Source organism: Listeria cossartiae subsp. cayugensis, from assembly GCF_014229095.1.
Taxonomy (GTDB): Bacteria; Bacillota; Bacilli; order Lactobacillales; family Listeriaceae; genus Listeria; species Listeria cayugensis.
This window is the reverse complement of sequence record NZ_JAARZC010000002.1, coordinates 193,246-214,789: the sequence shown is the minus strand read 5'-3', so window position 1 is coordinate 214,789 and position 21,544 is coordinate 193,246. Positions and strand designations below refer to the sequence as shown.

The window sequence follows — 21,544 nt, the reverse complement described above, 5'->3', positions numbered from 1 at the left end:
TATGAAAAAAATTGGTGTACTTGCACTTCAAGGTGCAGTTGATGAACATATCCAAATGATTGAATCAGCCGGTGCTCTTGCTTTTAAAGTAAAGCGTTCAAATGATTTAGCTGGGCTTGACGGGCTTGTTTTACCCGGTGGTGAAAGCACAACGATGCGCAAAATTATGAAGCGTTATGATTTAATGGAACCTATCCGCGCATTTGCAAGTGAAGGGAAAGCTATTTTTGGAACTTGTGCTGGGCTTGTGCTTTTATCCAAAGAAATTGAAGGTGGCGAAGAGAGTCTAGGATTGATTGACGCTACCGCGATCCGTAATGGTTTTGGACGTCAGAAAGAAAGCTTTGAAGCCAAATTAAATGTAGAAACATTTGGTGCAACTCCCTTTGAAGCCGTGTTTATCCGTGCTCCCTACTTAATTGAACCAAGCGATGAAGTCACCATATTAGCGACAATTGACGAGAGAATCGTCGCTGCCCAACAAGCGAATATTCTCGTAACCGCCTTCCATCCTGAATTAACTAATGACAATCGTTGGATGCGTTACTTCCTCGAAAAAATGGTATAAAAAAATACAGCGGAAATCTAAACTATGATTTCCGCTGTATTTTTTAATTATTTTGCCATAGATTCTATATACAATTTCGCATCTTTTTCCGGAATTCCCTCATAAATATAAATTCATACATGTATTTCTCTAAAGCTGGAAGATACTTCGATACATCTTCGCCAGCTCTTCTCATTTAACTACCTTTTCTCTGATCCATCTAATATAATTCATTATCGTCTCACCTTTCGTCAAACAAGCTTTTAACATTTCCAATTTCTGCTACTCTGATAAATGCTCTAAATCAACCAACTTCAAAATGGACTGAGTCACCTGAGCCGGTGAATCTGTGCTTTTTGTTGAAATCCAATGAAGCATTGTCCGCGTTAAACCTCCTAGTATAAAAGTTTTCTGCGTCTCATTCAAACTATTAAGGGAGGGGATTTCTTCCATTATTTTTTCTAAAAAAGAATAAAATGGTTGATCCAATAAATGAATTAAATTGTTCTTAATGAGAATTTCCATAACTTGAGCATCACGTTTCCAGTAGTTAAAGCACTCTAGCAAAGCATTGTTTATATCAATTATTCCTTCTACTTTTTGTAATTCATTAAAATATTCTTCAAAAAGATAATTAGATCTAGCAAGTAATATTTGATCTTTATTTTCAAAATTTCTATAGAAGGTTAAGCGAGCAACTCCAGCTCTTTTAGTAATTTCAGTGATTGTAATTGCGGAATATGGTTTTGTTTTTAAAAGATCTAATAAAGCTTCAATAATCCATTTTTTACTTAGCACTCTTTGGCTATTTTCTTCCAAGACTCTTCCTCCTCAAAGTGTAACAATTCAGCTTTAAGTGTATCTTGTATTATGAAATCACAAGTACTACACTATTAACTGTAACATATGTAACACCTAATGAAAATAAAGGAGGATATATAATGACATTATTTTTAACCTTATTAAGTGGTATCGCTTGGACTATTGTCTATATAGAATTAATTCGTAATGGAATAAAATATAAAACTTATGCAATGCCCTTATTTGCTCTAAGTCTAAATTTTGCTTGGGAAGTTATTTATTCGGTAAATGATTTAGTAATTAATTCGAACAGCGTAGGCGTACAAGGTTTGGTCAATCTAATATGGGCATGTTTTGACTTAATTATTGTGTACACATACTTTAAATATGGAAAAAAATATTTCCCTGAAAACGCAAAAAAATATTTTATTCCTTTTAGTATCCTTGTATTTGTTACAGGATTTGCCATTCAATTTGCTTTTTATTTTAGTTTTGCATCCATTCCAGCTGCGCAATATTCAGCCTTTATGCAAAATGTCGCCATGTCTATTTTATTTGTAGCAATGTTATTCCAACGCCAAAATACAAATGGTCAAACCTTACTAATGGCTTTTGCCAAATGGATTGGCACTTTGGCACCGACTATATTAATGGGAGTTTTGCTAGAAATCAATATCTATATCATTATATGCGGCTTTATTTGTAGTATTTTTGATATTATATATATCGCTTTCTTGAAAAAACGAAAATCAGCAGAAAATAAACTAGTAAAGAATGGGGGTATTTTATGAAACGGATTTGTATAGTTTTTGACCATCCTTACACAGGTGATGCTAGCTTTAACGAACCACATAACCGGAGTTTTTCAGCCGCTTTGTTATTAACAGCTAAAGAGACTTACGAACAAGCTGGTTACACTGTCGATATAATTGATCTTCACAAAGACGGATTTGACCCTGTTATGCATAAAGAAGATTTAATTGCTTGGCGAAAAAAAGAAGTCGATAATCCACTAGTGAAAAACTATCAAGAACGAATAATGACTGCTGAGGAGCTTCTTTTTATTTTCCCCATTTGGTGGGAAGCAATGCCCGCTATGATGAAAGGCTTTTTTGATAAAGTGATTGCTAAAGGCATCATTTATGAAGCATCCCCGAAAAGCAAACTATTCAAAAGTAATTTACCGAATTTAAAAAAAGTGAAAATGATTACGGTAATGGCCACACCTCATTGGATTTATAAATGCATATTTGGTAGTCCTATTACTAAAATTGTGTTCAGAGGAACTTTTAGAAAAATGGGATTTCACAAATTAAAATGGTATAACTTTTCAAGTGTCCATAAGATGAGTATTAATGATCGAAAAAAACTACTAGATTCATTTAGTCGCAAAATAGAAAAATAAGCAGGAATCTTGTATGCGCCATTTTTACTGGCTTCGTACAAGATTCCTGCTTTTTTATAGTTTAATAGTAAATCGCGTTTTATTTATTCACTGCTTGTGCTGCAGTAATCAACGTTAAGTTATAAACGTCATCTGTATTACAACCACGAGATAAATCATTAACTGGTGCATTTAAGCCTTGTAAAATTGGTCCAACTGCTTCAAAGTTGCCTAAACGTTGTGCAATTTTGTAGCCAATGTTCCCTGCTTCTAGGCTTGGGAAGATAAATACATTTGCGTCCCCTTTAATAACAGAACCTGGTGCTTTTTTCTCAGCAACAGTTGGTACGAATGCTGCATCAAATTGGAATTCGCCGTCTAATGTTAATTCAGGTGCTTTTTCTTTTGCAAGTGCTGTTGCTTCTACTACTTTTTCCGTTTCATCAGATTTTGCAGAACCTTTTGTCGAGAAGCTCAACATTGCAACACGTGGGTCAATGCCGAAGATTTCTGCTGTTTCCGCACTAACAATCGCATTTTCCGCTAAGTCAGCTGCAACTGGGGCAATATTGATAGCTACATCGCTGAATAAGTAACGTTCTTCGCCGCGAACCATAATCATCGCACCGGCAACTTTACTTACGCCTGGTTTAGTTTTAATAATTTGTAGCGCTGGGCGAACCGTGTCACCAGTAGAGTGAGCCGCACCACTTACAAGACCTTCTGCTTTTCCAGTGTATACAAGCATTGTGCCAAAGTAATTTGGATCAACTAGCATTTTACGCGCAGCTTCTTCTGTTGCTTTACCGTTACGACGTTCAACAAATGCCGCCACTAATTCATCAAAAAGTGGATCTGTCGCAGGTTCGTGAATAGCGATTCCTTCAACCGAAACGCCAATTTTTTTTGCTTTTGCTTCAATTTCCGCTTTGTTTCCAAGCAAAATTGGTTGTACGATATTTTCTTTTTGCAGACGTGCAGCTGCTCCAACAATACGTTCATCTGTTCCTTCAGGTAATACAATGCGCACGTTTTTCCCAGTAACTTGTCCTTTGATTGTAGTAAATAAATCACTCATGTGTTAATTGCCTCCATTAATATACATATTATAGTTATCATTTTACTATAAAAAAGCGCAACTTGACAGAAAAAAGTGATTAAAAACAGCTCCAGCACTTATTCCCGTGTATCAATACAGAGGGGAAAAGGCATGCTCCTTAGGTAAAAGAGCATCGTTCTACGCAGAAGTTTTTTTGCTGTTATACCCTACTATTTTGCTATTCTACTAATAAATCCAAAAAAACACTTCATATTAAAGTCTGTTCGTGATAAAATGAACATAGTTGATAATGATTATCATGTTCAATACATAACATAAAAGGAGGCCTACTAGCTTATGCAATTAAATGAAACTGCTGTCGGTGAAAAAGTTCGCATCTCAGAATTAAAAATCGAGAACGCCATGCTCAAACGCCGCCTACTTGCACTTGGTTGCGATGAAGGTTGTGATATTTGTATCAAACAAAAAGGACTATTTGGTGGTCCTTGTACTTTTGAAACAAAAGGGCAATATATTAGTATTCGTCAATGTGATGCTTGTGCCATTATGGTGGAACGCAGATGAGTCAAAATACTTATTGTTTACTCGGAAACCCAAATACTGGGAAAACTTCTTTATTTAATGCATTAACAGGCTCTTATGAATATGTAGGGAACTGGAGCGGCGTAACCGTTGAAAAGAAAATCGGCACATTGCGTTCAAAAACAGGTAAATTAATAGATTTACCTGGCATTTATGATTTAAACCCTATTTCTCGTGATGAAACAGTTGTCACTCGTTTTTTATTAGAAGAAAAATTTGATTGTATGTTAAATATTGTCGACTCCTCGCAAATTGAGCGTAATTTAAATTTAACGATTCAATTACTTGAATTCGGTGCGCCCGTTGTGATGGGGCTGAATATGATTGATGTGGCTGCTGGTCGCGGCATCCATTTAAACATTCAAAACTTGGCGAAAAAACTGCGCATTCCAATTTTGCCAGTCGTTGCTCGGTCTGGAAAAGGTACCGATGACATTTTAACCACTTTATCGGAAAAACATATGGCACCAGCAATTCCGCTTGTTTTACCATACGGCGAACCTGCTGAGAAAGCGATCGCTGAAATCCAAGCATTAACAAAAGATATGCTTCCCGCTAAGCAATCTCGTTGGCTAGCCGTTCAATTTCTTTCCAAAAATGAAGTCACGGAAGAATTTTTAGCCGCTTCCCCTGCTTTCGAACAATTAGAGCAAATCAGAGCGACTTTAGAAATAGCACTTGATGGCAAATTAGAAAATCATTTCCACCAAGTTCGCGTTAATTATATTCATGATATTTGTTTGACCTCAGTCGAATATACGCGCAATTCCGATATTCCCCTATCAGACAAACTCGATAAAATTTTCACGCATAAGTTTTTCGGGATTCCGATTTTCCTTGGTATTATGTGGTTAATTTTCCAAATAACCTTTACTTGGGTTGGCGCACCGCTGTCCGATTTGCTCGATGGTTTTATCGGTGGGCAACTGACGGACTGGGTGACATCCTTCCTAACAACTATTGGTGCATCTGGGTTTATCACGGATCTTGTTGCAGATGGAATCATCGCTGGGGTTGGCGGCGTGCTCGTCTTCGTTCCTCAAATCTTGGTTATCTTCTTCTTTATTTCCGTCTTAGAAGATTCCGGCTACATGGCACGGATAGCGGTTGTTATGGACCGGATAATGGAAATTTTTGGTTTAAATGGGAAAGCTTTTATCCCAATGATTATCGGATTTGGCTGCAACGTGCCAGGAATTATGGCAGCACGCTCAATTGAAGAGTCCAAAGAACGCACACTGACGATTCTTGTCTCGCCATTCATGTCCTGTTCCGCGCGACTTCCCGTGTATGCCCTTTTCGTTGGCGTATTTTTCGAGAAGCATCAAGCGCTTGTCGTTCTGTCACTTTACGTTATCGGTATTTTAATGGCACTGATTGTCACTAAAATCCTTTCGAAAACATTGCTTAAAAAAGACAATTCCGTATTCGTCGTCGAACTGCCACCTTACCGTTTGCCGTCACTAAAAACTTTATGGCGTAGCACATGGGAAAAAGGAAAAGGATTCTTGCGTAAAGCGGGAACGTTCATTTTCGCTGGTTCGGTTATCATTTGGTTGCTCAACTACGCAGGGCCATCTGGACTTGATGTACCAATGGGCGAAAGTTTCTTAGCAATTATCGGCGGCATGCTTGCACCACTACTCGTTCCGCTTGGCTTTGGAACTTGGCAAGCTGGCGCCACACTTATTCCCGGATTTCTAGCAAAAGAAGTTGTTGTTTCTACAATGGCCATTATTTATGCTGTTGGGGAAAGTTCGATGGGCAGCGTCGTTAGCTCCTTTTATACGCCACTTTCGGCTTATTGCTTTATGTTGTTCATCTTGCTTTACATCCCTTGTTTAGCAACGGTTGCCGCAATTCGAAAAGAAACTAGTTCGTGGAAATGGACCGCATTTGCTGTCGCCTATCCACTTGTCACAGCCTACACATTAGTATTTCTCGTTTATCAAATCGGCAGTCTATTCGTTTAAGAAAGGATGTTTTTCATGAGCATTATCGTTAATTTATTACTTGGCGGCGCAATTTTTGGTTACACTATTTACGCGATTATCAACTTTGTCAAACGCAGCAAGCAAGGAAAATGTGGCGGTTGCGAACTTGAAAAAGCCTGCAATTGCGAGTCAGACGAGCATACGAATTTGGATCATATATTTAAATAGCAAAAAGAGCCTGAGATAGGCTCTTTTTTATTTCGTCTCCGGCTTAATCGTCACCGCAACAATTTCATATGGATTCCCTAACCGCGGAAATGCTTTTTGATGAAGGCTTCCCGCACCAAGTCCGGCAGAAATTATCATCGTCTTCCCATCTTTTGAATGCTCACCGTATACATACTTCGGCAAAAGTGTTCGCTGTGGCCCCGGAGCAATCGCGCCAATATTCGTATACGGAATACGCACAATCCCGCCATGCGTGTGCCCACTTAACGTCAAATCAAAACCATTTTCCACATAAAGCTCAAAATAATCCGGCATATGGGACAAAAGAATTTGATAATACTGCGCATCTTGTTGCTTTTTAATTTCCGCTAAGCCTTCCTTGTAATAAGGATAATCGTAATCTAAATTCGCACTACTCCGCAAACCAGCTATCTGTAATTTCTGCCCGTTAACCTCGATAGTCGCCGTTTTATCTTCTACGTTAATAACACCAGCTTCTTCTAAAAATGGCTTATAATCCTCTTCATACGCACTTTTCACATCATATTCATGATTTCCTGGCGAATAATAAACCGGCGCAATCTTCGTTAATTTTTTAATCAGTTCTTTTGGAACGCTATCCCCTTGCCTATCAAACAAATCCCCAGTGATAGCAATTACATCTGGCTTTAAATCCGCCACTTTACTTAACAATTTTTCATTTTTATCGCCAAATTCACTAAAATGCAAATCCGACAATTGCACCAGCTTTATTTCTTTTTCAATTTTAGCAGAACTCACTTCATATTTTTTCACCGTTAGCCTAGTCCCAAGAAACCACCCCACAACTAAAAGCACGACGATAATACTAACTGCTAGAATCCACTTCATTTTTAAAGACATTTTCTCACCTCTATGTTGTTGTTTTCACTTATTATCAATTTTTGTCATCCTTTAAACGTTATCTTTATCATTATAACCTAGATTAAGTGCTGACTCAAAATGCGCGAAAAAATCACCCCAGTCTGATAAAAGTATAAAACAGAGAAAACCATTAAGTTGACATAAACTTGATAAGGTATATAATTAACTTATAAAAACTTATTAATAAATAAAATAAACTTAAAATAAATTATATAAGGTGGCAAAAATGATGAACCAAAAAGAAAGAATAGTGGAGGAATTGAAGCTCTTAGAGGACAAGAAAACTATTTCTCAGGAAGAACTCATGCAGATTTTTTCCATTTCAAAAGATACAGCAAGACGCGACATTTTAAAATTAGTCGAAAGTGGTTTGGCTGAACGCTATCCAGGCGGGGTGTCACTGCCCATCTTAAAACCTCAAATAGAGAGTTATACAAGTAGATTAGTGAAACAAAGTGAACAGAAACAGGAAATTGCTTATGCGGCTAGTGAAGTGATAAAAGATCATATGACTATCTATTTAGATGTTTCGACCACTGTTCATTTTTTGGCTTCACACCTTGAGCAAAATGACTTAGTAGTGGTAACTAATTCTATGGATAATGCAATAGCGGCATCTCAGAAAGAAGATAATAAAGTATACTTGCTCGGTGGTTTTTTCAACTTCCAATCGCGTGTATTATCAGGTGAACCCGTTTTAGGTCAGCTCCAACAATTTAACTTTGATGTTGCTTTTATTGGAGGAGCTGGGCTAACGGAAGAAGGTGTCTTTTATTCAGAACTTACAGACGTCTATATGAAGCAAGAGATTATCAGAAATTCTGAAAAAGTATATTTATTAATTGATAGTACAAAAGTGAATAAAACGACAGCATTCAAAATTGATTTTTCTGGAATTGATGCTGTAATCACAAACGAGCCCTTGCCAAAAGATTTAATGCAACACCTTATCGCTAAAGAAGTGAAAGTTATATCTTTGAAAGGATTGTGAAAATAATGGCGCTAATCAAAAACGTGAAAGTTTGCAAAGAAAATGGATTAATAGATGTATCAGTTGTGACAGAAGGAAATCTAATAAAAGAAATTATTCCAAGCAATAAAATTATTCCCAAACAGTATTCCGAAGAACCAATTTTTGATGGAAATGGTCAGTTGCTCATTCCCGGAATGATTGACGTTCATATTCATGGGGCAAAAAATTATGATATGATGGATGGCTTAACAGAGAGCATTCAAGCTGTTTCTATGGCTTGTGCGGAAACAGGATGTACTAGTTTTTTAGTCACCTCGGTTAGTTCTTCTTTGGAAGATTTAATTCAAATGATTCGACAAACAAAAAAAGTAATTGGAAAAGAGAAAGGTGCCAAAATTGCAGGAATCCATTTAGAAGGCCCCTATCTTAATATCGAAAAAAAAGGAATGCAAAATCCAGCCCATTTAAGACACCCTGACCTAAAAGAAATGAAAAAGATTTTCGATGAAGCAGATGGTCTTATTAAAATGGTAACGATTGCTCCAGAATTGCCCGGCGGTATCGAACTCATTGACTTCTTGAAAAAACGAGGGGTTGTTGTTGCCATTGCGCACTCCAATGCAACTTATGAAGAGGCGCAAAATGCTTTTGAAAAAGGGGCATCTCATATAACGCATTGCTTTAATGCTATGCCAACTATCCATCACCGGGCACCAGGACTTGTTGCAGCAGCTTTAGAAAATGATTCGATAAGCGTTCAAGCCATCGTAGACGGGGTCCACCTTCATCCTGGGATTGTGCGTCTCATCTATAAAATAAAAGGGCCCGATAAAATGGTTCTCACAACCGATGCCCTGCAAGCCATGGGAGTTGGCGACGGCGAGTATATTTTTGGCGGGCACCAAGTAACTGTTACAGAAGGCGTGGCACGCTTACAAGACGGAACATTAGCTTCAAGTACCGTGACGATGAATAAATCTTTAAGACTAAGTAATGAATTTGGTATTAACTTACAAGATACTATACAAATGGCAACAAGCACACCCGCAGCTATTTTAGGCATGAAAAATTTGGGCCGCATTGAACAAGGTTATACCGCTGACTTAGTTTTACTTGATGAAAAATTCGAAGTTCTAAATACATGGATTAACGGTAAAAAATACTAAATTGGCTTGATTACTATCATCAAAGGAGTGGATTATAAAATATGCCGTTATTCAAATACGAAGGAATTGATTTTAACTATGAAATACAAGGAACAGGCATCCCCTTTTTATTTCTTCATGGATTAGGTGATAATTTAAAATTTGCTTTTGAAACATTTAATAATGATAAAAAAATCCAATTAATTTCATTGGATCAAAGAGGTCATGGGAAAAGCGGAGATGATTCCAAAAAACTTAGTTATGATAAATTGGCAAGTGATGCATTAGCGTTAATGGATTATTTAGGAATAGAGCGTTTTTATGTCGGAGGATTATCTATGGGGGCTGGTGTTGCAGTAAATTTGGCAGTCCATGCAAAAAATAGAGTGATGGGAGTAATATTACTTAGAAGCTCTGCGACAGATGAGCCGATGAAAAAAGAAGTGATAGAATGGTTTAGTACCGTGAGTATGTATTTACCTAGAGAAAATGGCTCTCAGTTATTTGAGCAAGATCCAATATTTCCATCGATAAAAGATACCTATCCTAAAGCAATTGATACTTTTAAGCGATATTTTGAAGATGATGCCTCTGTTAATTACTATAAAAAATTTATCGACATTCCTAGAGATAGACCAATAAAAAGCAAAAGTGAATTAACTAATTTAACAATTCCCGCTTTGATACTCGCAAATAATTATGATGTGATTCATCCGATGGAATACAGCTTATTTTATGCACGTAATATGAAAAATGCCAGTTATTATGAACTTACCCCTAAGACCGTTGATGCAGAGAAACATAAATCGGAAATTGATGACTATATAAATACATTTATTATCAGCAGCTCAAAAAAGTAAGTCACTCTTTCATAAAGAAATAAAAAAGCAGAAATCTTGTATATTCCATTGTTAGAAATGGCTTTATACAATGATTTCTGCTGATTTTTTTATTTTACAGGAGGAGTAGAAACAATCGCTGTGGTTTTACCAGCTATTTCCCAAGTTTTCACTTCATTTGGTAAAACGAAATGATCCCCTTTTTTAATCGCTTGCTCGTTACCATCAATCGTAAGTACCGCTTCTCCGTCTAAAATACTAACCAATGTATAAGGCGCTTTAGCTGTAAATTCAGCCTTGCCATCCACTTCCCATTTGTAAACGCTGAAGAAGTCGTTGGAAACAAAAGTCGTTTCCGTTAAGCCACCACGAGTTTCAGTATGAATATCTAGTTTGGCATCCACGTGAGGTGCCGTCGTAACGTCAATGGCTTTATCTAAATGAAGTTCGCGCAAGTTTCCTTCTGCGTCTTTACGATCATAGTCATATACACGATAAGTAGTGTCAGAGCTTTGTTGTGTTTCCAGTACTAACGTGCCAGTACCTAACGCATGAATCGTACCACTTGGAACGTAATAAAATTCGCCCGGTTTAATCGCGACTTTACGAAGCAATTTGTCCCATTCGCCGTTTTTAGCCCAAGTAGCGAATTCTTCTTTGCTGGCTGCTTTATGTCCGTAAATTAATTCCGCACCAGGAGCACAGTCAATAATATACCAGCATTCTGTTTTGCCTAGTTCGCCGTTTTCATGTACTTTTGCATATTCGTCATTTGGATGGACTTGCACAGATAGGTCTGTATTCGCATCCAAAATTTTCGTTAATAACGGAAAAACTGCTTCTGTCGGATTACCAAAAAGTGCTGGGTTTTCTTGCCACAATTCGGCTAATGTTTTGCCTTTATATACGCCGTTTTTGATTACGGAAGGACCATTCGGATGAGCGGAAATCGCCCAGTCTTCTCCAGTAGTATCAGACGGGATATCATAACCAAAGTAATCATGTAATTTCGTTCCACCCCAAATTCGATCTTGAAAAACAGGGTTTAAAAACAATGCTTCTGTCATTATAAAATTACCTCCATTCCAGCCATTTCGCTGGGTTTTGTCAATTAAAAGTATATACTAACTATCGCGAAGATGCTAGTTATTTTCCGCCTAAAAAGCCTCTTTCTTTTATTTGTTCGGTTAAATTCGGATAATATGGTCTGTCATAAAATTTCGCTAAACGTTCTGTGTAAGAAACAAAGCCCTCACGCTCTGAAAACGGAATGATTTCTTGGTCGTATGCTTCGAGTAAAGGTATCACATCGGTTTGGTACGTTTCTTCAAAATAAACTGCTTCTTTTGGCAAACGAGGCTTTACTGGCGCTTCCACATCTGGAACACCAATACAAAGTCCAACAACTGGCATAACGAATTCTGGTAAGCCTAGAAATTCAGATGTTGCCGTAATATTTCTGCGCAAGCCACCAATACAAATCGTCCCGTAACCAAGCGATTCAGCAGCAGTTAAAGCATTTTGCATACAAAGTCCGATATCCGTTGCCGCAACCATCAGTAAGTCCTCTTCTGCAGCGATTTGGAAGCTTTTGCCATGCATGTCACTAGCAACTTTTACGCGATAGAAGTCTGCTACAAAACAAAGAAATACCGAACATTCAGCTATGTATGGTTGATTTCCGCAAAGCTCAGCCATTTTATTTTTACGGTCTTGGTCTTTAATTGCAATAATTGAATAGTGTTGGCCATTAATCCACGACGGGGCTGCTTGAGCTGCGCGGATGATCGCATCTAGTTGTTGTTCTGGAATCTCGACCCCTTGTTTATATTTACGAAAAGAGCGATGATTTCTTAGCAAAGTTAATACGTCATTCATATTTATGCCTCCTAGATTTATCATTTAGTTAAAGTATAGCTTGTTTTTAGGCAATTGTTAATGTTTTCCCTTGTATTTCTGCCAGATATTTTCTACACTTAAAAGAAAAGAGGTGAAAAGATGTGCGCCAACAACAAATAGATTTTAAATGGCTAGAAGAAAACTTCCTGACTGCAAATGAAGCCGCGACTTACTTAGGCATATCTAAGCAAGCACTCCTTTCCTTGGCAAAACGTGAAGTACTCCCCTTTACGAAAAAAGGAAACATGGTCCTTTTTCACCGAATCGACATTGAACTTCGGCTTGAAAATCAACAAAGCTTACGCGAAAAATACCGTCCGTTCGAAACATAAATTTCACAAACAGCGAAACGGACGAACTACTTTCCATATGTTACACTTTAGTTAGTGATATTCTAAACAAGGAGTGATACATAATGAATGAAGCAGTAAAAACGTTAGACGGTTGGTTTTGTCTACATGATTTTCGTTCGATTGACTGGGCAGCATGGCGTGAATTAAATCCAGGCAATCAAGAACTTATGTTAAATGAGTTAAGCCATTTTTTAAGTGATATGGAAATTACTAAAAACATTGGTGAAGGTGAACATACCATTTATAGCATCCTTGGTCAAAAAGCAGATTTAATATTCTTCACGTTACGTGATTCCTTAGAAGCTTTAAATGAAGTTGAAAATCGTTTTAATAAATTAGCGATTGCCGACTATTTATTACCGACTTATTCCTATATATCTGTAGTGGAATTAAGTAACTATCTTGCGTCCCATATGGCTGGTGGCGAAGATCCTTACCAAAACAAAGGCGTTCGCGCGAGACTTTACCCAGCACTTCCACCTAAAAAGCATCTTTGTTTCTATCCTATGAGTAAAAAACGAGATGGCGCGGATAATTGGTACATGCTTCCAATGGAAGAACGCCAACAATTGATTCGCGACCACGGCTTGATTGGTAGAAGCTATGCTGGAAAAGTACAACAAATCATCGGTGGCTCCATCGGATTTGATGATTATGAATGGGGCGTTACGTTATTTTCAGATGATGCACTTGAGTTTAAACGCATCGTAACAGAAATGCGCTTTGATGAAGCAAGTGCTCGTTATGCAGAATTTGGCTCCTTCTTCATCGGGAACCTCTTACCATCCGAAAACCTCTCCAAATTATTTACCATCTAATAAAACCAAACCGAAATTCTAATAAATAAATCTATTTTAAAGATTTGTTTGTATAGATTTCGGTTTTTTTACTTCATAAAACTAACATTTTTGTAAGGATATCCTTGCCAATTGTCATTTGATACGATGGAACCAACTCTTTATAGACGATAGAATGGTAGATAGTAACGAATCTAGTTTTTATAAGGAGAGAAAATAATGGAGACAGTTTTACAAGCAAAAAATGTGAGAAAAATATATGGCAGTAAAGGAAATGTCTACACTGCACTAGAAAATATCAGTATTGATATTAAAGAAGGCGAATTCACAGGAATTATGGGTCCTTCTGGTGCTGGTAAATCGACACTTTTGAATGTCTTATCTACTATCGATAAGCCGACTTCTGGTGAGATTAGAATTTCTGGACAAGAACTTGAAAACATGAATGAACAACAAATGTCTACTTTCCGCCGTGATAAACTAGGTTTTATTTTCCAAGACTACAACTTACTAGATACACTAACGATTCGTGAAAATATTATCCTTCCACTTGCACTAGCTAAACGCCCTGTTAAAGAAATGGAAGCAAAATTAGCAACAATTAGTACTAAATTTGGGATTACTGATATTCTGGATAAATACCCAAGTGAAATTTCTGGAGGTCAAAAGCAACGTACGGCCGCATCACGAGCAATCATTACCTCTCCAAGTCTGATTTTCGCTGATGAGCCAACTGGTGCACTTGATTCCAAATCCGCAACAAACTTACTAGAAAGCCTACGTGACTTAAATGAACAAGATAAAGCGACTATCATGATGGTAACGCATGATGCCTTTGCCGCAAGTTTCTGTAAGCGAATATTATTTATCAAAGACGGCGAATTATATACGGAGATTTATCGTGGCAGCAAAACGCGTAAGGAGTTCTTCCAAAAAATTCTAGATGTCCTTGCAAAACTGGGGGGCGACACAGATGACGTTATTTGATTTAGCCAAGAAAAATATTCGACATAATTTCGTCCACTACTTTCTATACTTTGCGTCAATGATTTTTAGTATCATGATTTATTTTACCTTCTTAGTACTTTCTAAAGATCCAGCAGTTGTCGCGAGAATTGACCAATCATCCAAACTATCGACTGCATTTTCCAGCTCCTCTGTCATTTTACTTATTTTTGTAGCGATTTTTATCCTTTATTCCAATAATTTCTTTACACGAAAACGAAAAAAGGAAATCGGACTTTACTCTTTACTTGGCCTTCGTAAAAAAGAAATCGGCCGTATGTTATTCTATGAAAATTTCATTATGGGACTCGGGGCATTAATCATTGGTATTCTTGCCGGTACACTACTTTCCAAAATTTTCGTAACGATTTTACTTAATCTTATCAATATCGATAATATCGGTGGCTTTGCCTTTTCATGGGGCGCTGTCGTTCAAACGAGTATTGTCTTTATCATCATCACGCTATTTACATCATTTTCTGGTTATCGCATTATTTACCGCACGACGTTACTTGAATTGTTCCACTCTGAAGCAAAACGCGAAAAAAGCCCAAAACCTTCTTTTATTTTGGCGCTACTTTCCGTTCTATTAATCGGTCTAGGTTATGTAATCGCTGGACAGCCTCTTGATTCCAAAGGTTCCATCTGGGCGCAACTTGGCTTTTCTATCGGCGCTTTAGTTATTTTGGCTTCGGTAATCGTTGGGACTGCCCTTTTCATTACCTTCTTCTTGCCGTACTTGCTTAATAAACTTAGAAATAACAAACGAATTTTCTACAAAGGTAGCAATATTATTTCTACCTCACAATTAACGTTTAGAATTTCATCCAATGCGAAAACGCTCATTATTATTTCTATCTTGAGTGCAACTACCCTTTCTGCTATAGGTACGATAAGCAGTATTTATTATCAAGCGAATAACTCCGCCAATACTGCTGCTCCGTCTAGCTTTGAATATGTCGTTCCTAACAATAGTGAAACGAACAATAAAATTCTCGAAACAGCTGAAAGTGACCCAAATCACCCAGTAGAGTTTAAACAAGAAAGTAACTACTACATCGTTAAAGCAGAAGGTAATCGTCCAGACTTTGTCGAGTATGATATAAATGAAGGTTTCCCTGTTATTTCTGAGTCAGATTACAATGGCCTAGTTAAAGGGCAAGGTGAACCAGAAAATGCAGTAAAACTAAAAGAGAATGAAGCGCAAATGGTGCTGTCAATTACCTACAATGAAGAAGCGCAAAAAGAAATGATTGGCGAAAAATATACACTTGCTTCCTCAAATAAACCAACAGTTGAAATTAAATCTGTTGTCCAAAATTCACCAATCAGTACTGTTCCTGGATTGCTCGTTCTTCCAGACAGCCAAGTCAAACAAATAGCGGCAGATTCCACTATTAAAGCACACGGTGTTGAATCTATCGTGATTAAAGATCCGAAGCAAGCACAATCCTTAGATAAGAAAATGCGTTCTGTCATTCCAGAAGATACAGATTTCACATCTTATACTAGTACCTATCAACAAATCATCACAGTGACAGGTGTACTACTTTTCATCGGTATGTTCATCGGCTTTGTGTTCTTAGCAGCAACAGGAAGTATTATTTACTTCAAACAGCTAACAGAAGCTTACAACGATATCGGCACATTTGATATCTTGAAAAAAATCGGTCTTACGCGTAAAGACATCCGCAAGATCCTAGCAAAACAGTTACTAGTCGTTTTCTTAATCCCGCTAGTAATCGGTATTGCCCACAGTAGTTTTGCGCTACTCGGCTTATCGCACATGTTAGAATTAAATCTTACTTTACCAGTTATTATTTCTACTGGAATTTACACGCTTATGTATATCATATACTATTTCGTTACTTTAAATAGTTATACAAATATCGTATTCGGTAAAAAACAATAAAAAAAGAACCCTCTAAATTAGAGGGTTCTTCTTATTTTTTCGCAATATAGGCAAAGATGCTAGAGATAAACGCGGATGCTCCCATTAGAAACTGCATACCAAACACTTGTCGTTCATTGCTACCAAAAGTAATTGCTAAATTTTCTTTGGCAAAATCAATCCAACTATTTACCGATAAATAATTAGTAAGCAAAATAAATGCCGCTCCCATCAAAATACCGATAAGTAGGTATGAAACTTTACGCCAAGCAAGTACGGTTACAAGCAGAAATACTACTGCCATAAAACAAGCAAAGTAGCCATCTAGTGCCGTTGTAAATAAATATCCTTGTTTGATATTATCCGAATGCAGCTGTTTAAAAATTGTTATCGCTGCATAAATCGAAGTCACTGCACCAAGAAGCGAGAAAAATCCTGCAGCATAGCGCCATTTCGTTTTCCAGGCTTGATCCGTTGTTACTTCTTTTGCTTGAAACTTAGGCCCAACAAGAAGTGCAATCAACACCAAGACGCCTGCTATACATAATAACGTTCCCGACCATTCAAACGGCTGCGCGTATTCCAATTTTGCTAAGATTCGCAGCTGATAATAATAAACCGAAAATCCTTGGAATAAAACAAAGCAAGCCACTAAAACTATACTAATGACACGAAAGCTTTCTTTTCTCATAAAAATAAAGCCAACGATAAAAAGTCCTAAACCAAATAATAATAACATCCAATAATTCCATACAAATACAAAACTATTTTCTTCAGCAGTAAAGTAACCAATAACGGCACTTGTAAAACTATATAGCTGGGTGACGCCAAGTGCCACCAGCAAACTACCACATATTCCTCTCCACTTACTAGGCAATTCGCCCACTTCCCTTCCTATTTATGTCTTGCCATGTTAACCTAACAATGAGGTGATAAAAATGAACTGGACCATCTGGGACAAAAGCCAACCAATCCCACTCCATCTATTGTTAGAGGCCGATCCTAGCGAAAGACAAATTGCGACATACTTCGACAAATCTCATGTGATCCAATTAGTGCATGCTGCTAAAATAACCGGCGTCGTTTGCTTACTTCCACTAAGTGCGAACCAACTTGAAATTATGAATATTGCTGTTTCCGCTGAGCATCGCAATCACGGCATTGGCAAACAATTACTCGAAAAAGCATTTGATTATGCTGTTCAAAATCATTTTTCAGAAATTATCGTTAAAACTGGCAATTCTAGTATCGACCAACTTGCCTTTTATCAAAAAAATGGCTTTCGGATGCAGCAAATTAGTCCAAATTACTTTGTAGAACATTATCCAGATCAAACCATTATCGAAAATGGTATCGCTTGTCTTGATCAGATTATGCTAACAAAAGAAATAAAATCCTGATGACGTTGATCATCAGGATTTTTTGTTTGTTGTTTTAATCGTTAAGTGCCATTTCTGAACGAACAACCGCTGAAATACGTTCACAATATTCGTCTGTTTCTTCTTGGGAAGCAGCCTCTACCATTACACGTACTAGTGGTTCTGTACCAGATGGACGAACAAGAACTCGACCATTTCCAGCCATTTCCGCTTCTACTTCACCGATTACTTTACTTACTTTTGGATTATCCGTTACATGATTTTTATCACTTACACGGATGTTTTCTAATTTTTGCGGGAATGTTTTCATTTCAGCCGCAAGCTCAGATAATTTTTTGCCAGTAGCTTTCATTACGTTGATTAATTGGATTCCGGAAAGAAGTCCGTCACCTGTCGTATTATGATCTAAGAAAATAATATGACCGGATTGTTCGCCGCCAAGGTTATAATTACCTTCACGCATAGCTTCTACTACGTAACGGTCACCAACGGCCGTTTGTACGTCTTCAATTGCAAGTTCTTTTAAGCCTTTGTAAAAGCCTAAGTTACTCATAACCGTTGATACAATTGTGTTGTTATTTAATAAGCCTTGTTCACGCATGTATTTCGCGCAAATGAACATGATTTTATCTCCATCAACAATTTGGCCAAGTTCGTCAATCGCAATAACACGGTCGCCATCGCCATCAAAAGCTAAACCAACGTCTGCTTTTTTATCTAGGACGAATGCAGCTAGTGTTTCTGGGTGAGTAGAGCCAACGCCGTCATTGATATTTAGACCATTAGGAGAAGCTCCCATTGAACTAATATCGGCATCTAAATCAGCAAATAAATGTGTCGCTAGGCCAGAAGTTGCTCCGTTAGCGCAATCTAATGCAATATGATAACCATTAAAATCATTTTCGATTGTTTGTTTTAAGTACTGAATATATTTTTGTTTACCTTCAAAATAATCACTCACGGTTCCTAGGCCTTCACCGCTTGGACGTGGTAATGTATCTTCTGGTGTATCAAGAAGTTGTTCAATTTCTTCTTCTTGATCGTCTGATAGTTTAAAGCCATCAGAACCAAAGAATTTAATACCATTATCGTCTACTGGATTATGGCTGGCAGAAATCATTACGCTGGCAGAAGCTCCTTGTGCTTTTGTTAAATAAGCTACACCTGGAGTGGAAATAACACCTAAACGCATTACTTCAATTCCCACAGAAACAAGTCCTGCGATTAAAGCGGATTCAAGCATTTCTCCGGATATACGTGTATCACGCGCAACAAGCACACGTGGATGTTCACCAACGTGACGAGTTAAAACATACCCACCCATACGACCTAATCTGAATGCAAGTTCTGGTGTTAATTCAGAGTTTGCTACACCTCTAACTCCATCCGTACCAAAATATTTACCCATTTCATTACTCTCCTTCTAAGTCATTCATTATCTAAATGATTTTTGTTTGTCATTTCGTAGTTACTTTTCAAATGCTGGTTCTATATTTGCTCATTCTCAACCATACATCTGTTATTATACCTTTTTTGAGAGAAAATTTCATCTCTCTATGTTAAAACGTTGCTATCACTCGCTTCTATGTATAAAAAGCTTTCTTAAAAAAGGAGGAGTATGAGACAAACGCCCCACACTCCTTATGTTTATGTTTTTTTGGAAGGTACTTGAATGGACGCTTCTTTGTCCGTAATGATAAAATCTGCCCTTCTAGGATTAATCACATAGGCGACATTATCTGGTAAACCATTCAATTCTAGCGGTATGCTATAATTTCCTGCTTTGCTCTTGCTCAAGTTAGCAATAACACTTAGATCTTTCGCTGCAATTCCATCGACTGTTTTCTTCTCACCGGTGATGGTTACAGAAACTTTTCCATTCGCAGGCGTAATCATCTGGGCATCGAACGTATTTTTCAATCCGCTCATATATACTTGCATGCTAGAAAACGACTTGGAAATTTTTGTGCTATTATCATCTGTGTTTTCATCGCTTGTATCTGTACCCTGATTATTATCTGAGGTTGTATTGTTATTTGCTTCAGACTTTTTTACGGTCTTAATCTTCACCTCTATCGTCGTCGGTTGAACTGATTTCGCACCAGTTGGAACGGGAACAGTCACTTCTTTGACGGTATCTGCTTTTATTTTAGAAACATCAATTGGAATTTCGATTTCTTTGATTTTTTCAAGGACAGCATCGTCACCAACGACAACTACTTCTGACTTATCTGGTGTCATGCTAGAAATTTCAATATCACTTTCTGGCGTGCCTTCTTGCTTAATTTTGACTGGAACGGACTTCCCAACTTTTTCCACTGGGACAGTTACTTCCACTTCTTGCGGATTTACCTCCACGTCTAGTTTATTCAAATTGCTGTCAAAAACAGAGACGGTTGCTTTATCGGTAAATTCGGATTTATGCTTGCCATCATTTTCGAGTGTTGCTTTGACGTAAGCAATTTGTTCAATCGTATCTTTGGCACCAGTAATGGAGACTTTTTTAGGGTCAATTATTGGTGTTCCAGCTTGGTATCCGTCTGCGATAACAGATTTACTTAATTCTACATCTACAGAGAATTTTTTCGTTACTTTTTCTTGTACGTTTACTGTCACTGTCGCAGGATTCACTTTTACTTTTAAGCGGTCAGATACATCTTTTACTTGTAGTTTTACTTCTTGTGTCCCAATCGATGCATTCTTCAAATCTGCGTAAACGGTAAAGTCTTGTTGTGCTTTGGCAGATTGAACGATACTACGCGGGCCAGAAAGTGTAACGGTCACGGTTTCTGGAATGCCTGAAATGTATAAATTAGTTTTATCATAATATACTTTGACAGGAACGTTCTCAATAACTTCTGAATCACTTGAAGCAGTTGTCGAAAAGGACGTGGCATTATTGTTATTAGCGTTCACCGACGTAAAAAGGATGGCTGCAAGAACTAGAGCTATAATCCGAATCGACCATTTATTATTTAAAATTCGATCCATCATTCGCTTTTGCCTCCTTTCCATTTAGAAAAGATAGAAGGTTTCTTTGCGGTTACTGTGACTAACTCTTTAAGAAGAATTTTATGTAACTCTTCTTCTGAAACATCACGGAAAAGTTCTCCACCTTTAGTAAGGGAAATTCCGCCTGTCTCTTCGGAAACTACGATGGTAATACTATCTGTCACTTCACTAATTCCAAGCGCAGCCCGGTGACGCGTTCCAAGTTCTTTGGATAAGAACGGGCTATCTGAAAGTGGTAAGTAACTTGCTGCCGATGCAATTTCGTTTCCTTTAATGATAACAGCTCCATCATGAAGCGGTGTATTAGGAATAAAAATATTAATTAATAATTGAGAAGAAATTTTTGCATTTAGCGGAATACCTGTTTCAATATAATCATCCATCCCAGTGTCACGTGCTACTGAAATCAATGCGCCAATACGACGTTTCGCCATGTACTGGGTAGATTTTTCGATAGACTCAATTAAGTGGTGCTGTTCGCGCTCGATTCTTGATCCGTAACGAGTAAAAATATTGCCTCGTCCAAGCGTTTCTAAAGCACGGCGTAATTCCGGTTGGAAGATAATTATAATTGCAAGGAATCCCCAAGTAAGCATCTGATCCGTAATCCATTCTACTGTTTGGAGACCAAAAAATCCGCTTAATAGTTTGACTGCAATGATAATAAAAATGCCTTTTAATAATTGTACCGCTTTTGTACCTCGGATTAACATGATCACTTTATAAATTACAAACCATACGACAAGAATATCTACAATGTTTGCTAGATAATGCAATATCGACATATTGGAAAAATCCATCACTTCACCTCC

The 21,544-nt window shown here is 37.6% G+C and carries 23 protein-coding genes; 14 read left to right on the top strand and 9 right to left on the bottom strand.

Translation table 11 applies throughout. The features are described 5' to 3' along the window. Window position 1: 1 nt before the first annotated feature. Window positions 2-568 carry a pyridoxal 5'-phosphate synthase glutaminase subunit PdxT gene (gene pdxT / locus HCB49_RS08145; protein ID WP_185604639.1) on the top strand — a complete coding sequence of 189 codons (567 nt, stop codon included), beginning with the start codon at window positions 2-4 and terminating at the stop codon, window positions 566-568. Between the two features lie 261 nt (window positions 569-829). Here the strand turns inward: pdxT and HCB49_RS08140 are convergent, their stop codons facing one another. After that, window positions 830-1,366 carry a TetR/AcrR family transcriptional regulator gene (locus HCB49_RS08140; RefSeq protein WP_185604638.1) on the bottom strand — a complete coding sequence of 179 codons (537 nt, stop codon included), beginning with the start codon at window positions 1,364-1,366 and terminating at the stop codon, window positions 830-832. A 122-nt stretch (window positions 1,367-1,488) separates the two neighbouring features. Here HCB49_RS08140 and HCB49_RS08135 point away from each other — a divergent pair, with 122 nt between their 5' ends. Together HCB49_RS08135 and HCB49_RS08130 are read left to right on the top strand one after the other, a co-directional pair. Continuing rightward, on the top strand, window positions 1,489-2,139 hold the full coding sequence (locus HCB49_RS08135) for a transmembrane-type terpene cyclase (RefSeq protein WP_185604637.1): 651 nt from the start codon (window positions 1,489-1,491) through the stop codon (window positions 2,137-2,139). Then, a complete protein-coding gene (locus tag HCB49_RS08130) occupies window positions 2,136-2,753 on the top strand; it encodes an NAD(P)H-dependent oxidoreductase (protein WP_185604636.1) in 618 nt (205 codons plus the stop codon). The genes HCB49_RS08135 and HCB49_RS08130 overlap by 4 nt, the downstream gene beginning before the upstream one ends. A 79-nt stretch (window positions 2,754-2,832) precedes the next feature. Here HCB49_RS08130 and pta read toward each other — a convergent pair whose 3' ends face one another. Further along, on the bottom strand, window positions 2,833-3,810 hold the full coding sequence (gene pta / locus HCB49_RS08125) for a phosphate acetyltransferase (RefSeq protein ID WP_185604635.1): 978 nt from the start codon (window positions 3,808-3,810) through the stop codon (window positions 2,833-2,835). A 318-nt stretch (window positions 3,811-4,128) separates the two neighbouring features. On the opposite strand from pta, the gene HCB49_RS08120 reads away from it, so the two are divergent. Genes HCB49_RS08120 through HCB49_RS08110 form a run of 3 tightly spaced genes read left to right on the top strand, consistent with a single transcriptional unit; the run spans window position 4,129 to window position 6,536 of the window. Next, complete coding sequence (locus tag HCB49_RS08120) at window positions 4,129-4,356, top strand: FeoA family protein (protein WP_003722363.1); 228 nt, start codon at window positions 4,129-4,131, stop codon at window positions 4,354-4,356. After that, complete coding sequence (feoB, locus tag HCB49_RS08115) at window positions 4,353-6,347, top strand: ferrous iron transport protein B (RefSeq protein ID WP_185604634.1); 1,995 nt, start codon at window positions 4,353-4,355, stop codon at window positions 6,345-6,347. Before HCB49_RS08120 ends, feoB begins: the two co-directional genes overlap by 4 nt. A 6-nt stretch (window positions 6,348-6,353) precedes the next feature. Then, window positions 6,354-6,536, top strand: coding sequence for a FeoB-associated Cys-rich membrane protein (locus HCB49_RS08110; protein WP_185481012.1), 183 nt, complete (start codon window positions 6,354-6,356; stop codon window positions 6,534-6,536). A gap of 27 nt (window positions 6,537-6,563) precedes the next feature. Here the strand turns inward: HCB49_RS08110 and HCB49_RS08105 are convergent, their stop codons facing one another. Next, window positions 6,564-7,418 carry a metallophosphoesterase gene (locus HCB49_RS08105; RefSeq protein WP_185604633.1) on the bottom strand — a complete coding sequence of 285 codons (855 nt, stop codon included), beginning with the start codon at window positions 7,416-7,418 and terminating at the stop codon, window positions 6,564-6,566. A 250-nt stretch (window positions 7,419-7,668) separates the two neighbouring features. Here HCB49_RS08105 and HCB49_RS08100 point away from each other — a divergent pair, with 250 nt between their 5' ends. Genes HCB49_RS08100 through HCB49_RS08090 form a run of 3 tightly spaced genes read left to right on the top strand, consistent with a single transcriptional unit; the run spans window position 7,669 to window position 10,417 of the window. Further along, entirely contained in the window at window positions 7,669-8,430 is a 762-nt protein-coding gene (locus HCB49_RS08100; protein ID WP_185604814.1) for a DeoR/GlpR family DNA-binding transcription regulator, read from the top strand. A gap of 5 nt (window positions 8,431-8,435) precedes the next feature. Continuing rightward, on the top strand, window positions 8,436-9,578 hold the full coding sequence (gene nagA, locus HCB49_RS08095; protein WP_185604632.1) for an N-acetylglucosamine-6-phosphate deacetylase: 1,143 nt from the start codon (window positions 8,436-8,438) through the stop codon (window positions 9,576-9,578). 41 nt (window positions 9,579-9,619) lie between these two features. Continuing rightward, window positions 9,620-10,417: an alpha/beta fold hydrolase gene (locus tag HCB49_RS08090; RefSeq protein WP_185604631.1), complete on the top strand. Its 798-nt coding sequence runs from the start codon at window positions 9,620-9,622 to the stop codon at window positions 10,415-10,417. An 89-nt stretch (window positions 10,418-10,506) separates the two neighbouring features. Here the strand turns inward: HCB49_RS08090 and manA are convergent, their stop codons facing one another. Both manA and HCB49_RS08080 read right to left on the bottom strand, forming a co-directional pair. Beyond that, window positions 10,507-11,463 carry a mannose-6-phosphate isomerase, class I gene (gene manA, locus HCB49_RS08085; protein WP_185604630.1) on the bottom strand — a complete coding sequence of 319 codons (957 nt, stop codon included), beginning with the start codon at window positions 11,461-11,463 and terminating at the stop codon, window positions 10,507-10,509. A gap of 79 nt (window positions 11,464-11,542) precedes the next feature. Then, a complete protein-coding gene (locus HCB49_RS08080; protein WP_185604629.1) occupies window positions 11,543-12,274 on the bottom strand; it encodes an NADPH-dependent oxidoreductase in 732 nt (243 codons plus the stop codon). Window positions 12,275-12,396: 122 nt separating this feature from the next. Here HCB49_RS08080 and HCB49_RS08075 point away from each other — a divergent pair, with 122 nt between their 5' ends. The 4 genes from HCB49_RS08075 to HCB49_RS08060 all read left to right on the top strand — a co-directional run bounded on the left by HCB49_RS08075 (window position 12,397) and on the right by HCB49_RS08060 (window position 16,362). Beyond that, complete coding sequence (locus tag HCB49_RS08075; RefSeq protein WP_185392227.1) at window positions 12,397-12,627, top strand: helix-turn-helix domain-containing protein; 231 nt, start codon at window positions 12,397-12,399, stop codon at window positions 12,625-12,627. 83 nt (window positions 12,628-12,710) lie between these two features. Then, window positions 12,711-13,466 carry a hydrogen peroxide-dependent heme synthase gene (hemQ, locus tag HCB49_RS08070; RefSeq protein ID WP_185604628.1) on the top strand — a complete coding sequence of 252 codons (756 nt, stop codon included), beginning with the start codon at window positions 12,711-12,713 and terminating at the stop codon, window positions 13,464-13,466. A gap of 198 nt (window positions 13,467-13,664) precedes the next feature. Beyond that, complete coding sequence (locus HCB49_RS08065) at window positions 13,665-14,432, top strand: ABC transporter ATP-binding protein (RefSeq protein ID WP_185481019.1); 768 nt, start codon at window positions 13,665-13,667, stop codon at window positions 14,430-14,432. Beyond that, window positions 14,419-16,362, top strand: coding sequence for an ABC transporter permease (locus HCB49_RS08060; protein WP_185604627.1), 1,944 nt, complete (start codon window positions 14,419-14,421; stop codon window positions 16,360-16,362). The genes HCB49_RS08065 and HCB49_RS08060 overlap by 14 nt, the downstream gene beginning before the upstream one ends. Window positions 16,363-16,393: 31 nt before the next feature. On the opposite strand, the gene HCB49_RS08055 is transcribed toward HCB49_RS08060, so the two are convergent. After that, on the bottom strand, window positions 16,394-17,218 hold the full coding sequence (locus HCB49_RS08055; RefSeq protein WP_185604626.1) for a hypothetical protein: 825 nt from the start codon (window positions 17,216-17,218) through the stop codon (window positions 16,394-16,396). A 61-nt stretch (window positions 17,219-17,279) separates the two neighbouring features. On the opposite strand from HCB49_RS08055, the gene HCB49_RS08050 reads away from it, so the two are divergent. Further along, a complete protein-coding gene (locus HCB49_RS08050) occupies window positions 17,280-17,741 on the top strand; it encodes a GNAT family N-acetyltransferase (protein WP_185604625.1) in 462 nt (153 codons plus the stop codon). Window positions 17,742-17,775: 34 nt separating this feature from the next. Here HCB49_RS08050 and glmM read toward each other — a convergent pair whose 3' ends face one another. The 3 genes from glmM to dacA all read right to left on the bottom strand — a co-directional run bounded on the left by glmM (window position 17,776) and on the right by dacA (window position 21,532). After that, a complete protein-coding gene (gene glmM / locus HCB49_RS08045) occupies window positions 17,776-19,128 on the bottom strand; it encodes a phosphoglucosamine mutase (protein ID WP_008948433.1) in 1,353 nt (450 codons plus the stop codon). Window positions 19,129-19,367: 239 nt separating this feature from the next. Further along, window positions 19,368-20,711, bottom strand: a complete 1,344-nt coding sequence (locus HCB49_RS08040; RefSeq protein ID WP_185604813.1) for a CdaR family protein — start codon at window positions 20,709-20,711, stop codon at window positions 19,368-19,370. Further along, a complete protein-coding gene (gene dacA, locus HCB49_RS08035; RefSeq protein ID WP_003722380.1) occupies window positions 20,711-21,532 on the bottom strand; it encodes a diadenylate cyclase in 822 nt (273 codons plus the stop codon). Before dacA ends, HCB49_RS08040 begins: the two co-directional genes overlap by 1 nt. Window positions 21,533-21,544 lie beyond the last annotated feature (12 nt).

What these genes read in the sequence shown, in the direction of transcription:
- HCB49_RS08110 (WP_185481012.1), top strand. Translation starts at nt 6,354, where the DNA reads ATGTTTTTCATGAGCATTATCGTTAATTTATTACTTGGCGGCGCAATT.
- HCB49_RS08060 (WP_185604627.1), top strand. Translation starts at nt 14,419, where the DNA reads ATGACGTTATTTGATTTAGCCAAGAAAAATATTCGACATAATTTCGTC.
- pta (WP_185604635.1), bottom strand. Translation starts at nt 3,810, where the DNA reads ATGAGTGATTTATTTACTACAATCAAAGGACAAGTTACTGGGAAAAAC.
- manA (WP_185604630.1), bottom strand. Translation starts at nt 11,463, where the DNA reads ATGACAGAAGCATTGTTTTTAAACCCTGTTTTTCAAGATCGAATTTGG.
- HCB49_RS08050 (WP_185604625.1), top strand. Translation starts at nt 17,280, where the DNA reads ATGAACTGGACCATCTGGGACAAAAGCCAACCAATCCCACTCCATCTA.
- HCB49_RS08100 (WP_185604814.1), top strand. Translation starts at nt 7,669, where the DNA reads ATGAACCAAAAAGAAAGAATAGTGGAGGAATTGAAGCTCTTAGAGGAC.
- feoB (WP_185604634.1), top strand. Translation starts at nt 4,353, where the DNA reads ATGAGTCAAAATACTTATTGTTTACTCGGAAACCCAAATACTGGGAAA.
- HCB49_RS08105 (WP_185604633.1), bottom strand. Translation starts at nt 7,418, where the DNA reads ATGTCTTTAAAAATGAAGTGGATTCTAGCAGTTAGTATTATCGTCGTG.
- HCB49_RS08080 (WP_185604629.1), bottom strand. Translation starts at nt 12,274, where the DNA reads ATGAATGACGTATTAACTTTGCTAAGAAATCATCGCTCTTTTCGTAAA.
- HCB49_RS08135 (WP_185604637.1), top strand. Translation starts at nt 1,489, where the DNA reads ATGACATTATTTTTAACCTTATTAAGTGGTATCGCTTGGACTATTGTC.
- HCB49_RS08040 (WP_185604813.1), bottom strand. Translation starts at nt 20,711, where the DNA reads ATGGATCGAATTTTAAATAATAAATGGTCGATTCGGATTATAGCTCTA.
- HCB49_RS08120 (WP_003722363.1), top strand. Translation starts at nt 4,129, where the DNA reads ATGCAATTAAATGAAACTGCTGTCGGTGAAAAAGTTCGCATCTCAGAA.
- HCB49_RS08065 (WP_185481019.1), top strand. Translation starts at nt 13,665, where the DNA reads ATGGAGACAGTTTTACAAGCAAAAAATGTGAGAAAAATATATGGCAGT.
- hemQ (WP_185604628.1), top strand. Translation starts at nt 12,711, where the DNA reads ATGAATGAAGCAGTAAAAACGTTAGACGGTTGGTTTTGTCTACATGAT.
- HCB49_RS08090 (WP_185604631.1), top strand. Translation starts at nt 9,620, where the DNA reads ATGCCGTTATTCAAATACGAAGGAATTGATTTTAACTATGAAATACAA.
- dacA (WP_003722380.1), bottom strand. Translation starts at nt 21,532, where the DNA reads ATGGATTTTTCCAATATGTCGATATTGCATTATCTAGCAAACATTGTA.
- glmM (WP_008948433.1), bottom strand. Translation starts at nt 19,128, where the DNA reads ATGGGTAAATATTTTGGTACGGATGGAGTTAGAGGTGTAGCAAACTCT.
- pdxT (WP_185604639.1), top strand. Translation starts at nt 2, where the DNA reads ATGAAAAAAATTGGTGTACTTGCACTTCAAGGTGCAGTTGATGAACAT.
- nagA (WP_185604632.1), top strand. Translation starts at nt 8,436, where the DNA reads ATGGCGCTAATCAAAAACGTGAAAGTTTGCAAAGAAAATGGATTAATA.
- HCB49_RS08130 (WP_185604636.1), top strand. Translation starts at nt 2,136, where the DNA reads ATGAAACGGATTTGTATAGTTTTTGACCATCCTTACACAGGTGATGCT.